The organism is Martelella mangrovi, from assembly GCF_040545495.1.
In the GTDB taxonomy this organism is placed as follows: Bacteria; Pseudomonadota; Alphaproteobacteria; order Rhizobiales; family Rhizobiaceae; genus Martelella; species Martelella mangrovi.
Genome location: NZ_JBEPLY010000004.1, coordinates 168493 through 182181 on the forward strand (window position 1 = coordinate 168493; position 13689 = coordinate 182181).

The window sequence follows — 13689 nt, forward strand, 5'->3', positions numbered from 1 at the left end:
AGAAGCGCATGACAGATCAGACCTTCACCGCCCGTCTTGACGATGCCCGCCAGCAGGTGGAAGCCCGCCTCGACGCTCTTCTCGGCCCCGCCCCCCTTGCCGGCGAAACCGCCCGTCCGCCAACGCTGATGGCGGCAATCCGCCATGGCGTGTTAAACGGCGGCAAGCGCTTCCGACCGTTTCTCGTGATCGAAAGCACCCGGCTTTTCGACGGTCCGCAGGAAGCCGCACTCCGGGTGGCTGCCGCACTGGAATGCGTTCACTGCTATTCGCTGATCCACGACGATCTGCCGGCCATGGACGATGACGACCTCAGGCGCGGCCGGCCGACGGTGCACAAAGCCTTTGACGAGGCCGGCGCCATTCTGGCGGGCGACAGCCTGCTGACACTTGCCTTCGACATCATTGCCGATGACGCCACCGGGCTTGAGCCTGCGGCACGGCTGAAGCTCGTCTCGGCGCTGGCGCGGGCAGCAGGCGTCGGCGGCATGGTGGGCGGTCAGGCACTGGATCTGGCGGCGGAAAAATCACCGCCCGACGAAGCCGGCATCGTCACGCTGCAGGCCATGAAGACCGGCGCGCTGATCCGGTTCGCAGCCGAAGCGGGCGCGATCATCGCCGGCGCCGGCGACAATGAACGCGCGCGGCTTCATCGCTACGGCGCCGTGGTCGGCCTTGCCTTCCAGCTTGCCGATGACCTGCTCGACCTGACGGCCGATAGCAAAACCATGGGCAAGGCAACCGGCAAGGATGCCGGACGCGGCAAGGGCACGCTGGTTGCCCTTCATGGGATCGAATGGGCGGAAAACCGCCTGGGCGAACTGGTGAACGAGGCCGCAACATTGTTGTCGCCCTTCGGTGCAAAAGCCGAAACCCTGGTCGAGGCGGCCGGTTTCGTCGCCCAACGAAAGAATTGAGCGTGACAGCGCCCGTCGCCATTATCCGGGAAGGCCACCGTACGCTTTTGAAATGGCATCGCGGAAAGCGCTTTCCCGCCGATACGCCCTTTTCGAGAGCCCGCATCGCCGAGGGCCTGCAAGCCGGCGCAAGCAGCGAAATCGATCTGCAGCTGACCGCTGACGGCGCTCTGGCGGTGCTGCATGACGAACGGCTGGAACAGTCGACCACCGGCACCGGACCGGTCGCCATGGCAAGCGCCGATCAGGTCCGCGCTGCCCGTCTTCTCGATCCCGCCGGACGGGATAGCGGCGAAAACGTGATGCTTTTCGATGATCTGGCCCAGTTGGTGGCAACAAGCAGCGTCGACGATAGCGCCATCCTGCAGCTCGATCTCAAGGAGCCGCTTTCCGCCTTTTCACCGGACAGCATTGCCCGCTTTGCCGAAGCCGTCCGCCCGGTCACCCGCCACATGATCCTGTCCGGCGGGCATGCGGATGCCGTCAGGCGGCTTTCGCAAGCCGCACCCGGTCTTTTGACGGGACATGATCCCTGTCTGGACGGCGCGATGGAAAAGGTGATGGCAAACGGCCGCTACGCCGCGTTCGTCGCCGATGCCCTGGCAACCGCGCCCGAAGCAGAGATGTTCTACCTCCATTTCGAACTGATCTTCGCCGCAGAAGACGCCGGTTTCAACATGATCGCCGCCTTCCATGCCGCCGGAAAGACCGTTGATGCATGGACGATCAGGGGCAGCAGCGCGGAAGACCTTGCGCGCGTCGAGCGACTTCTGGCGCTGAAAGCCGATCAGATCACCACCAATGACGCCGACGGGCTTTTTGCCGCATTGGGGTAAGGCGTTTTTGTCTAGGCAATACAGACCGAATGATGTTAGTCGGTTTCCACAGAATCTGGCCCAGGAGACCCTACCTCCTTTAGGGCCCGAGCAAGCTTCGCATATAGGTTCGGATGGCCTCTCTTGCTCTTGGAATCCGCACAAACAGTGGTGTGGAACCAGCCAGAGTTCGGGAGTGTCATATGGATATGGCCCGTCTCTTCATTGTACCAGACACCCATCCGGAGATAGGCTGTCCGTCCGCCTCTTTCACTTTTGCTTAAATCTTCCGACATAAAAACATTCTCCTCCGATTCCGAATAGTATTGAAAAACTGTGAAGGTTTTTTTCAGCTGATTTCGCCCTCAATCCCGCCCCGGCAAAACCCGGTTCGGCGGGCGGTGGCCGTCGAAATAGGTGCGGATGTTGATGATCACCTTGTCACCCATATCAACCCGGCTTTCGAGCGTTGCCGAGCCCATATGCGGCAGCAGCACGGCCTTGCCGTTCTTTGCCAGTTCCAGCAGGCGTGGATTGATATCCGGTTCGTTTTCGAAGACATCGAGACCGGCACCGGCAATCCTGTCTTCCTCGAGGCATCTGATCATCGCCTCTTCATCGATGACATCGCCGCGCGAGGTGTTGACGATATAGGCTTCCGGCCGCATCAGCTGCAGGCGGCGGGCGGAAATCAGGTGATAGGTCGCCGGCGTCGACGGGCAGTTGACCGAAACGATATCGACGCGGGCCAGCATCTGATCGAGGCTGTCCCAGTACGTCGCCTCCAGCTCGGCCTCGGTCTCCGGACTGATACGGCCGCGATTGTGGTAGTTCACCGAAAGCCCGAAGGCCTTGGCGCGGCGGCCGACCGCGGTGCCGATGCGGCCCATGCCGACAATGCCGATACGCTTGCCCCAGATGCGCCGGCCGAGCATCCATGTCGGGTTCCAGCCCTGCCACTCGCCGGGTTCGGCGCGCGACAGGAAACGCGCGCCCTCGGCAAGCCTGCGCGGCACGGCCAACACCAGCGCCATGGTCATGTCGGCGGTGTCTTCCGTCAGCACGTTCGGCGTATTGGTAACGGTGATGCCCTTTTTGGCGGCAGCGTTGACATCGACATTGTCGACGCCGTTGGAAAAGCTTGCGATCAGCTTCAGCCGCGGCCCGGCCTTTTCGATCAGTTCCGCATCGATCCGGTCCGTCAGGGTTGGCACCAGAACATCGGCCCGGCCCATGGCATCGGCCAGTTCGTCACGCGACAGAGGACGGTCGTCGCGGTTCAGCGTAACCGAAAACAGCTCCTGCATGCGCGCCTCGACCGGCGCGGGCAGTTTTCGCGTGACAAAGACATCGGGTTTCTTCGGGTGGGTCATCGGTTAACAGCTCATTAAACATGTTTGGCGATAATGCACATATTGCAGGCGCATTTCCACCGGAAGCGGAACGCCGCGGCGCGAAAACATTGCTGTCGCAGCGCCGAAGCCGTTTCCGTGCCGAAATCACGCCATGCAAGCCCTCAAACCGGGCGGACTATCAAAGGGTTGCCATGCGTCGTATCGTCAGTCTGTTCCTGTGTGCGCTTTTCGTCTTCGCCGTTGTCTCGCCGGTGTCGCCGGTTCAGGCACAGAGCGAACGGCGCGGAGCCTCCGGTGCGCCGCTTCCCCGCTTTGCCATCATCAAGCCGGATCGTGCCCGCATGCGCGTCGGCCCCGGTTTCAACTACGCCACCAAATGGATCTACCAGCGTCCCGGCCTGCCCGTCGAGATCATCGAGGAATACGCCGTCTGGCGCCAGGTCCGCGATGCCGACGGCACGGAAGGCTGGATGCATGTGTCGGTGCTGTCTTCGGTGCGCAACGCGATGGTCGCGCCATGGCTGCGCGGCAACAATGCGGAAGAGGACAACTATCTCGCGGTGAAGGCCAGCGCCAATGATTCAGCCCGCAATGTTGCCAGCATCGAACCCGGCGTGATCGTCCATCTGGAAGAATGCGACGGCACCTGGTGCGAACTCGAGGTCAAGGGCGTTTCCGGCTACATGCACCAGAACGATCTCTGGGGCGTCTATCCCAACGAAGTTTTCCGGTAGGCCGCCTCAGGCCTCCGGCTTGGTCGTCAGCACCATGTAGTTGACATCGGTGTCCGTCGAACGGTTCCAGCTGTCGGTCAACACGTTGTAGAACACGCCCTGGCGTTCCACGATCTCCATGCCGACGGCTTTCAGCGGCTTTTCGATTTCCTCCGGCCGCACCAGCTTCTCATACTGATGGGTGCCCGGCGGCAGCCAGCGCAACACCCGCTCGGCCGCAAAGATCGCCAGTGCCCGGGCCTTCAGCGTGCGATTGATGGTCGCCACCAGCATCATGCCGCCGGGCCGTACCAGCGAGGCGCTTGTCTTCAGGAAGAAATCGACATCCGAAACATGCTCGACCACCTCCATGTTGAGCACGATATCGAAGGTCTCGCCCGCTTCGGCCAGTGCTTCGGCGGTTGTCGCGCGATAGTCGATCTCCAGTCCCGATTCAGCGGCGTGGGTGGTGGCAATGCCGATATTCTTCTCGGCCGGATCAATGCCGGTGACGCTGGCGCCCATGCGTGTCAGCGGCTCCGCCAGAAGCCCGCCGCCACAGCCGACATCAAGGATCTTCAGGCCCGTGAGCGGGCGCGCCGATTTCTCATCACGGCCAAAATGCTTGCACGCCTTTTCCCGGACATAGGAAATCCGCACTGGATTGAATTTGTGCAGCGGCTTGAAATTGCCGGTCGGGTCCCACCATTCGGCCGCCATTTTCGTGAACCACTCGACCTGGCTGTCGTCGATTGTCGTCTTGGCGGCGTTATTCATCGGCCTGATCTCCGGGTGATGCGTGCCTGCTTTGAAAACAAACACGCTCTGTCTCAGTGTTGCGGTGCGCAAGGGGGCGGTTCACAGCGTCCCGCACCAGCCTTGTCCCTTTCGCTTATAGAAGCGGTGTCAACCGGCGGCAAGCAAGACGCTGAAAGCATTCACGGCAAGCTGTGCGCACCGACCGCCATAGTGTTACCGATTTAGGGCGATTTTCGCTGTTTCCAAGCCCATAATCGCCGCCTGCCCTGTGCCCGCTCCTGCCTGCTGACGTCCGGCCGGATGCGTGAAAACCGGCGTCACGGCAGTTTGGCGGCCGTCACCTCGACTTCGACCAGAAACTCGGCGCGGGTGAAACCGCTGACGATCAGCAGCGTGGAAACCGGCTTCGGGTCTGTGACGAAGCGGTCGCGGACATCCATATAGGCGGGAAAATCCTCGCGGGTCGTGACATAGCCATTGATGCGGATCACGTCCTCAAACCCCATATCGGCTTCAGCGAGAATCTTGCCGATGGCTTCGAAACACAGTTCCGCCTGCGCGCTGACGGAGCGCGGGATCACGTCGTCCGCACCGATGCCGAGTTGACCGGAGGTCACAAGCAGCCCGGCGCCCGGCGGCACATAAAGGCCGTGGCTGTAGTTGCCGAAAGGCTTGCGAACGCCGGCCGGATTGATGCTTTTCTTCATGTGAAACCGCCTCTGAAAACCTGTCTTACCGCCTGACCGCAGCCGGACCCGGCTGCAACGGCCAAGCGGGTCCGGCCACAATGTAGCGTCTTCTGCGGGAATTTTAAGCCTTGTAGCCGCGTATCCCCTTGATTTCGAGAAAATCCTCCATGCCCCAATCGGCAAATTCGCGACCATTGCCGGACTGTTTGTAGCCGCCGAAGGGGATCGATGTATCCCAGTCGCTATCGTTGATCGAAACATTGCCGGCGCGAAGCCGCATCGCCACGGCGCGAGCATGGTCGATATCGCCCGACTGAACATAAGCGGCGAGCCCGTATTCGGTGTCGTTGGCGATATCGATCGCCTCCTGCTCGCTGCCGTAGGGCAGGATCGACAGGACCGGACCAAACACTTCCTGCCGGGCGATGGTCATGTTGTTATCGACATTGGCGAACACGGTCGGCTGCGCAAAATAGCCGCGATTGATCCCGTCGGGACGGCCCGGTCCGCCGACCGCCAGCGTCGCGCCTTCCGCAATCGCCGTCTCGATCAGGCCCTGAACCTTTTCATATTGCCGGTCGCTGACGAGCGGGCCGAGATCGGTATCTTCTAATCCAGGATCGCCGACCTTCAGGGTTTTGGCCGTCCGCCGGGCGATGTCGACGGCCGCGTCATGTTTTGCTGCCGGCACCAGCATGCGCGTCGGCGCGTCACAGGATTGCCCGCTGTTCTGGAAACAATCCCGCACGCCGCGCGAGACTGCATCTTCGAGATCGGCATCATCCAGCACGATATTAGGCGATTTACCGCCGAGCTCCTGGCACACCCGCTTGACGGTATCGGCCGCCGCCTTGGCAACGATGATGCCTGCGCGCGTCGAACCGGTAAACGACACCATATCGACTTCCGGGTGTTCGGCCATCACCTGCCCGACATCCGGGCCGGTTCCGTTGACAAGGTTGAACACACCGGCGGGAACGCCCGCCTCCTCCAGGATTTCGGCAAAGATGATCCCCGTCAGCGGCGCGATTTCGGAGGGTTTCAGCACCATGGTGCAGCCTGTCGCAAGCGCCGGCGCCACCTTTGCCGCGATCTGGTTCAGCGGCCAGTTCCACGGTGTGATCAGCGCACAGACCCCGATCGGCTCCCGCACGATCAGGCCACGATTGCGCACCTCGGAAAAGCTGAACGTGCCGAGCGCCTCCAGTGTGGAGCGAATATGCGCGCCGCCGACCGGCACCTGCGCGCCCTTCGCCAAGGCCAGCGGCGCACCCATTTCGCTGCTGACGGCCGCCACAAGGTCATCCGTGCGCGCCATGTAGCACTGCAGGACACGCTCCAGAAGCTGCATCCTCTCTTCGCGCGTGGTGCGTGAAAAGCTATCAAAGGCCTTGCGCGCCGCCATCACGGCCTTGTCCACATCGCTCGCGCCGCCAAGGGCAATGGTGGCAATCGCCTCTTCGGTTGCGGGATTGATGACATCGATCGTCTCCGACCGGTCGGGATTGACCCATTTGCCGTCGATAAAGAAATTCGAATGGTGCGACATCCGCCCCTCCTCTGATTGTTTTCAAGCCTTGATGTAACATAGACAGGCGGCAGCGAGATCGCAGACGCCGCCTGTCTTGAACGGCGCACGCCGTCAGCTGTCTTCGGGATCTTCCGGCAACTGCCAGTCCACCGGCTCCATCCCCTGCTCCAGAAGAAACTGGTTGGCTTTGGAAAAATGCCGGCAGCCGAAAAAACCGTTATGGGCGGAAAGCGGCGAGGGATGGGGCGATTTCAGCACCAGATGATGGGATGTGTCGACAAACGACGCCTTTTTCTGCGCATAGGCGCCCCAGAGCATGAAGACGACATGCGGGCACTCGTCATTGACAACGCGGATGACGGCATCGGTGAAATTCTCCCAGCCCTTGCCGCGATGGGAGGCGGCAGCGGCCTGCCGCACGGTCAGAACAGAGTTCAGCAGCAATACGCCCTGCTTCGCCCAGTGCTCCAGAAAGCCGTGATTGACCTTCTGGAAGCCGACATCGGTGGCCAGTTCCTTGTAGATATTGACCAGCGATGGCGGCACACGCACGCCCGGCTGCACCGAAAAGCAGAGCCCGTGCGCCTGGCCCGGGCCGTGATAGGGGTCCTGCCCGAGAATGACGACCCTGACGCTTTCAAGCGGGGTCAGGTCGAGCGCGCGGAAATATTCGTTTCCCTTGGGAAAAACGGTCTGCCCGGCGCGTTTTTCTTCCACCAGAAAGGAGCGGAGCGCGGCCATATAGGCGCTCTCGAATTCCGGTTTGAGTTTCTGCCGCCAGCCTTCCTCAAGCCTGATGTCGCTTTCTGCCATCACACACCCTATCCCTTGTCAGACGCTCTCCTTGTTATCGCCGCCGCCGCGACGATGCAATTGCCTGCGAAAATGTCACACTTGTGCGCGCCCTGTGGCGTATTAGATGTGTGACGGGAAAAGGAGGATCAAACATGCAGCCCACAGCTTTCGTATCGACGCTTTTCGACGGAAAATCCAACCCGAACAAGGTCACGGTCGCCTTCACCATGGCGGTCAATGCCCTTGCCAAGGGACACAGCGCCACCTTGATCCTGATGGCGGAGGCCGTCGAACTTGGAAGGCCGGGTGCCGCCGACGGAATGGCGATCGGCGCGCCCTTTGACCCCGTACCCGACCTTCTGGCGAAATTCCGCGAGACCGGCGGCAAAATTGCCATCTGCGGCGCCTGCATGAAGCATAACGGCTTCAGCGCGGAAGACATGGACCCCGATTTCGAGATCATCGCCGCCCCCGACGTGATCGATCTTCTGATGAACGCGGAAGGCTCGCTGCAGATCACCTGAGGCCGGACCGGCCGCGGCCAATGCGACGCCCGACAGCGCAGCCCCTGTGGCGCGCGGTGTCTGCTTGCCTGTCGTCAACAAAATAAAGTCGTCAAGGGCGATGTTCCGGCGTTGACCGCCGCCAAGCGGCAGGCCAAACTGCCGGGCGTGATTACGCCGCGCGACGCCGCGCAAGAATAATCCTGACAGGGGGTTCAATATGCTCAATCTGAAGACAGCGGTGCTGGCCACCGCCGCCGTGGCCGCGATGGCGGGTTTTGCCGCGCCGGCATTGGCGCAGGACACCGACGAGAAGACCGTCGCCATTACCTATATCGTCGAACATCCCGCCCTTGACGCCGTGCGCGAGGGCATTATCGAAAGCCTCGCCGAAAAGGGCTATACCGAAGGCGATAACCTGACGGTGGTTGCCCGTTCCGCCCAGAACAACATGACCACCCAGACCCAGATTGCCTCGGAATTTGCAGGTCTCAAGCCCGATGTCGCGGTTGGCATTTCCACGCCGTCGGCCCAGGCCCTGAAGAATTCCATGGGCGATGCGCCGGTCATCTTCGCCGCCGTCACCGATCCGGTGGCTGCCGGTCTTGTCGAAAACCCCGAGCATCCGGAAGCCAACATTACCGGCACGTCCGACAAGCAGCCGCCCAAACCGGCACTGGAGCTGATCCAGAAACTGGTGCCCGACGTCAAGACCATCGGCGTGATCTACAATCCCGGCGAAGCCAATTCGGTCGTTCAGGTTGAAGACATCAAGGCCGGCGCCGCGGAACTCGGTCTCGAGGTCGTTGAAAGCCCCGCCGCGCAGTCGAGCATGGTGCCGGACGCCGCCCGCAATCTCGTCGGCAAGGCGGATGCCATCCTGCTGCCGACCGACAATTCGGTCATCTCGGTGCTTGAGGCCATCGTCACCGTCGGTGAGCGCGCGCAGCTGCCGGTCTTCACCACAGATACCGATTCCGTCGAGCGCGGCGCGATTGCAGCGCTTGGCTTCAACTACGCCGAAATGGGCAAGGTCACCGGCGACATGGTTGCCGAAATCCTGGCCGGTAAGGCACCCTCGGAAATCGCCGTTGTCGTGCCGGGCAATCAGGACCTTTTCCTCAACATGAAGGCGGCGGAAGCCATGGGCATCACGGTGCCTGACGACATCAAGAACAGCGCCAAGAAGGTCATCGAATAATATGACGCTTTTCGCACTCGCCGGGGCCTTTGAGACCGGCTTGCTCTTCGCCCTCGTGGCGTTGAGCATTTTTATGTCATTTCGGGTTCTCGACTTTCCCGATCTGACGGTGGACGGAAGTTTTCCCCTCGGCGCGGCGGTTTCGGCCGCCAGCATCATCAATGGCGTCGACCCTTTCCTCGCAACGTTTTTCGGCATGCTCGCAGGTGCTGCCGCCGGTTTCGTGACCGGCCTGTTGAATGTGCGCTTCGGGATCATGAACCTTCTGGCGGGCATCCTGTCGATGGTTGCGCTGTTTTCCGTCAACCTTCGGATCATGGGACGGCCGAACCTGCCGGTCTACGGCCATGACACGGTGTTTTCACGCTTTGAAAGCGCGGTCGATGCGGGGCTGTGGAGCAATACGATCCTGCTTTTGATCATCGCCATCGGCGCCAAGCTGATTGTCGACTGGTTCCTGAAGACCGAGATCGGCCTCGGCCTCAGGGCCTCGGGCGAGAACCCGGCCATGGCCGAAGCCCAGGGCATTCGCAACGGCGCGATGACACTGCTCGGCATGTCGATTGCCAATGCGCTCTGCGCGCTCGGCGGGTCGCTGTTTGCCCAGATGCAGGGCGTTGCCGATGTGACCATGGGTGTCGGCACGATCGTGACCGGGCTTGCGGCGCTGATCATCGGCGAAGCCATCCTCGGTCGTCGCACCGTGTTTCTGGCAACGCTGGGCTGCGTCATCGGCGCTATCGTCTACCGGCTTTTCATTGCATTTGCGCTTTCGGCCGGTTTCATCGGCATCCGCCCGCAGGACCTCAACCTGATCACCGCCATCGTCGTGGCCGTCGCCGTGGTTCTCTCCCAGAACCGGGGCAAGCGCGGACGCAAGAGCCTTTTCAATTTCAAGCTGGTGCGCGGCGCGCAGCAGCCAGACGAGGGACAGGACTGATGCTCTCCCTTTCCGATATCCGCCTCACCTTCAATCCGGGCACCGCGACGGAAGTCAAGGCGCTGCGCGGCGTTTCCATGGCGATCGACGAAGGCGAATTCGTCACCGTGATCGGCTCGAACGGCGCCGGCAAGTCGACGCTGCTGTCATCCGTGGTCGGCACCGTCAAACCCGACAGCGGCTCCGTCAAGCTCGACGGGCTGGATGTGACCGACTGGCCCGCGGCCAAGCGCGCACGCTATGTCGGCCGCGTGTTTCAGGAACCGCGACTGGGCACCTGTTCCTCGCTTTCCATCGAGGAAAACCTGGCGCTGGCCGCAGCCCGCGGCAAGAAGCGCGGTCTTGGTCTTGCCCTTGGCAAAAAGAACCAGAAGGCGATGTTCGCCGAGCATCTGGAAAAGCTTGGCCTCGGGCTCGAGCATCGCATGGGCACGCCGATCGGGGCGCTGTCGGGCGGCCAGCGGCAGGCCGTCAGCCTGTTGATGGCAACGCTGCTGCCGATGAAGATCCTGGTGCTGGACGAACACACGGCAGCGCTCGACCCATCCGCCGCCCACAAGGTGCTGACGCTGTCGGACGAGATCGCCAAGGAGCGCAAGCTGACCACGCTGATGGTGACCCATTCGATGCGCGACGCGCTGGCCTATGGCACCCGCACGCTGATGATGAATGCCGGCCGGATTGTCCTTGACATCAAGGGCGAGGAACGCTCCCGGCTTCAGGTCTCCGACCTGCTGGAACGCTTCGGCCGCGCTGCCGGCACCGATATCGACGACGACCAGCTCGTTCTGGCCTAGCTGTGGAGTCACAAAAAAAGGCGGCTGACCTTTCGGCCAACCGCCAGCTTCGGGAGGAAGCTTTTTTTTATGATTGTGAGCGGGCAAGCAGCTCGGCAAATCCCATCATGAACGGGCCAACGCCCTTGATATCGTCGGGATTGAGCGTCTCGGTCAAATAGTAGCCGGGCGTGCCATCACGATACTGGCCATTGAAACCGCCGAGACCGGCAACCCAGACGATGGCACCCAGAACGCGCCTGCCATTACCGTCGATTTTGAACGCGTTCCTGTAAAGCGATTCAAAGGCTTTCCGGCCGGTGCCGGCGGTTGCGCCAAGACCGAGACGATCCGCTTTCAAAAAGGCATAGGCAAACATGGCTGTTGCCGAGCTTTCCGCATAATTGCCGCCAAGTTCCGGCCGGTCGGGCACCTGCAGCCAGCGGCCGTCGGTGGTCGCAAGCGCTGCCAGCCTTTCGGCAAGCGCTGCCCAGCGCGCGATGATCTGCGAGCGCTGCTCGCCCTCCGGCAGGTATTCGACGAGATCGACCATCGCCATCGCCGCCCAACCGATGGCGCGCGACCAGTGGGCGGGGGATTGCCCGGTATCCTTGTCCGCCCAGGGCTGCGCCCTGGCGGAATCATAGGCATGGCGGTAAAGCCTGCTTTCGGCGTCATAGGTCAGTTCAAGTCCGGTCAGCAATTCGTTGGCCGCCTCGGTCACGAGATCCGGCCGATCGAATGCGAGGCCATATTCAGCCTTGAAGGGCAGGCCCATATAGAGCCCGTCAAGCCAGACCTGTTCGGGATAGCGGTGCTTGTGCCAGTGCGGGCCTTCCTTGACGCGCGGATGTTCGGCCAACTGGGCAACAAGCTGGTCAGCGGCCTTGCGATAGCGCGGATCGTTGGAGCGCCGCGCAAGCCAGATCAGCGCACGGCCGGAAAGAATGTTATCGATGTTGAAATCATCGGCCACATAGCCATTCATCACGCCATCTTCGTCAACCTGCGCGTTGACATGACGGACGAGGTGATCGAACCAGCGTGCTTCCCCGGTCGTCTCGTAAAGCGCAATCAGACCGCGATACAGGCAACCGTCCTCATAGCAGAGCGAACCGCCCTTGTAGGCGCGGTAATCCGCGGCGTATTCATCGCAGTAGCGCAGCAGCGCCTGACGGTAATAGGGTTCTTCGGCGTCTTCGTTGACGAAAATGACATTGCGGGCCGTGACGGAAGCGTTTTCGGCGATGACGCCGCCATGGCGCACGGGATCGATCCCGCAGGCCATCACCGGTGGCTGCGCTTGTGCGTCCGGCGCGTAGGAGACGGTATAGTCCTCGATCGTCACATTCTCGATCGGCATTTCCGGCAGGCCGTAAAAGGCGGCAGCCGAGGTGTGCACATTGCATGCGACGATGCGGCGGAAGGTAATCTCCGACATCCGCGGCGTGCGGTCATCGACCGGCAGCGCGGCGCGCGACTGCACATAATCCGACTTGCCGTCGGCATCGCAGAAATAGAATGCGTTCATCACGAACGGGCTTGCGACATTGTCCATGTCGCAGTCCTCGACCAGAATGCGGGAAACGAAACCGCCGCGCCCGCGCCGCGTCTTCACGCGCAGGCCGCGATCCGTGTCGCGCATTTCGCAGCGCGCCACCGTGACGCCGGAGACCGTGCCGCTCATTTCCGAGCCGATGACGACGCCGCCATGGCCGCGTTCCATGAAGCAGTTTTCGATGCGGATATTACGGGTCGGCCCGTCGAGCCCGCCCTTGGGATCGCGCTTGCCGGCCTTGATGGCGACGCAGTCATCGCCGACCGAGAAATGAATGCCGCGCATGCGGATATTTTCGCAGCATTCCGGATCAAACCCATCCGTGTTGGGTGAGCCCGGATCGCTCTCGATCTTCACATCGGCCACCAGCATATCGGCGGTGAACACCGGGTGCACCATCCAGGACGGCGAGTTGCGCACCGTGACACCTGTGACGGTGACATTGCTGCAACGGTTGAAGAACAGGCTGCGCGGACGGCGCGCGCCATTGCGGGTTTCCTTGGCCCATTGCCACCAGTCGCCGCGATCGCCGCCGGCATCGATGACACCGCCGCCGACAATGGCGATGTCGGACGTATCGATTGCCGTCAGGAGGCTCGCATAGCAGGCCTCGGCCACGCCTTCCCAGGTGCCGAGCACACGCCCGTTTTCGTCGCGGGCGGGCAGGATCGGGTATTGATCGCGGTCGGCAATGCCATAAAGCACGGCTTCGGGGTCCAGCATCAGCGTCAGGCCGGATTTCAGGAACAGCGGGCCGCTTTTCCACACGCCCGGGCCGAAATAGAGCGTCGCACCTTCGGGCAGACCGTCGATTGCCTTCTGGATCGCAACCGCATTGTTTTCCGACTGAAGACTGGCGCCGAAATCAGCAACATCGGCGAATTCGGTTTCCGGCGCGGTGACGAAATCAAGCGCCTCGTCGCCGATGACCAGACGATAGGCCGTGTGCGGCTCAAGGCCATTGATCGAGAATACGGTGCGCTCGCTCACGCCTTCTGCCACCGTCTCACCGGTGTTTTCCGTCGCAAGCCGCCAGGACACCGGGGCCTTCAGGAAGTATTTATTCTCGCCGGAAAAGACGGCAAAGGTCACCGTCCTCGCCGAAACGGCGAGCAACTCAATGGCAGTCATCATGGT

13 protein-coding genes are annotated in these 13689 nt (G+C 61.8%); 7 read left to right on the plus strand and 6 right to left on the minus strand.

Annotated features, from left to right (window positions below):
- Positions 1–8 precede the first annotated feature (8 nt).
- Positions 9–917, plus strand: a complete 909-nt coding sequence (locus ABID12_RS07670) for a polyprenyl synthetase family protein (RefSeq protein ID WP_354433721.1) — start codon at positions 9–11, stop codon at positions 915–917.
- Between the two features lie 2 nt (positions 918–919).
- The gene (locus tag ABID12_RS07675; RefSeq protein WP_354433722.1) at positions 920–1753 is read left to right on the plus strand and encodes a glycerophosphodiester phosphodiesterase; all 834 of its coding nucleotides are present in this window, start codon (positions 920–922) and stop codon (positions 1751–1753) included.
- 344 nt (positions 1754–2097) lie between these two features.
- Here the strand turns inward: ABID12_RS07675 and ABID12_RS07680 are convergent, their stop codons facing one another.
- Entirely contained in the window at positions 2098–3105 is a 1008-nt protein-coding gene (locus ABID12_RS07680) for a 2-hydroxyacid dehydrogenase (protein ID WP_354433723.1), read from the minus strand.
- Positions 3106–3278: 173 nt separating this feature from the next.
- Here ABID12_RS07680 and ABID12_RS07685 point away from each other — a divergent pair, with 173 nt between their 5' ends.
- Positions 3279–3821, plus strand: coding sequence for an SH3 domain-containing protein (locus ABID12_RS07685; RefSeq protein WP_354433724.1), 543 nt, complete (start codon positions 3279–3281; stop codon positions 3819–3821).
- A 6-nt stretch (positions 3822–3827) separates the two neighbouring features.
- On the opposite strand, the gene ubiG is transcribed toward ABID12_RS07685, so the two are convergent.
- The 4 genes from ubiG to ung all read right to left on the minus strand — a co-directional run bounded on the left by ubiG (position 3828) and on the right by ung (position 7592).
- Positions 3828–4577 (minus strand): bifunctional 2-polyprenyl-6-hydroxyphenol methylase/3-demethylubiquinol 3-O-methyltransferase UbiG, encoded by a 750-nt coding sequence (ubiG, locus tag ABID12_RS07690; protein WP_354433725.1) that lies wholly within the window; start codon positions 4575–4577, stop codon positions 3828–3830.
- A 299-nt stretch (positions 4578–4876) separates the two neighbouring features.
- Positions 4877–5266 (minus strand): RidA family protein, encoded by a 390-nt coding sequence (locus tag ABID12_RS07695; RefSeq protein WP_106309623.1) that lies wholly within the window; start codon positions 5264–5266, stop codon positions 4877–4879.
- Positions 5267–5369: 103 nt separating this feature from the next.
- Positions 5370–6797 carry an aldehyde dehydrogenase family protein gene (locus ABID12_RS07700; protein WP_354433726.1) on the minus strand — a complete coding sequence of 476 codons (1428 nt, stop codon included), beginning with the start codon at positions 6795–6797 and terminating at the stop codon, positions 5370–5372.
- Between the two features lie 93 nt (positions 6798–6890).
- The gene (gene ung / locus ABID12_RS07705) at positions 6891–7592 is read right to left on the minus strand and encodes a uracil-DNA glycosylase (protein WP_354433727.1); all 702 of its coding nucleotides are present in this window, start codon (positions 7590–7592) and stop codon (positions 6891–6893) included.
- A gap of 134 nt (positions 7593–7726) precedes the next feature.
- Here ung and ABID12_RS07710 point away from each other — a divergent pair, with 134 nt between their 5' ends.
- From ABID12_RS07710 to ABID12_RS07725, 4 genes are all read left to right on the plus strand, one after another.
- Positions 7727–8098 (plus strand): DsrE family protein, encoded by a 372-nt coding sequence (locus ABID12_RS07710; RefSeq protein WP_354433728.1) that lies wholly within the window; start codon positions 7727–7729, stop codon positions 8096–8098.
- Positions 8099–8306: 208 nt separating this feature from the next.
- Positions 8307–9278 carry an ABC transporter substrate-binding protein gene (locus tag ABID12_RS07715; RefSeq protein WP_354433928.1) on the plus strand — a complete coding sequence of 324 codons (972 nt, stop codon included), beginning with the start codon at positions 8307–8309 and terminating at the stop codon, positions 9276–9278.
- Position 9279: 1 nt separating this feature from the next.
- Complete coding sequence (locus ABID12_RS07720; protein ID WP_106309608.1) at positions 9280–10218, plus strand: ABC transporter permease; 939 nt, start codon at positions 9280–9282, stop codon at positions 10216–10218.
- Complete coding sequence (locus ABID12_RS07725; RefSeq protein WP_354433729.1) at positions 10218–11015, plus strand: ABC transporter ATP-binding protein; 798 nt, start codon at positions 10218–10220, stop codon at positions 11013–11015. The genes ABID12_RS07720 and ABID12_RS07725 overlap by 1 nt, the downstream gene beginning before the upstream one ends.
- Positions 11016–11082: 67 nt before the next feature.
- Here ABID12_RS07725 and pglA read toward each other — a convergent pair whose 3' ends face one another.
- On the minus strand, positions 11083–13683 hold the full coding sequence (gene pglA / locus ABID12_RS07730) for a polygalacturonase PglA (RefSeq protein ID WP_354433730.1): 2601 nt from the start codon (positions 13681–13683) through the stop codon (positions 11083–11085).
- Positions 13684–13689 lie beyond the last annotated feature (6 nt).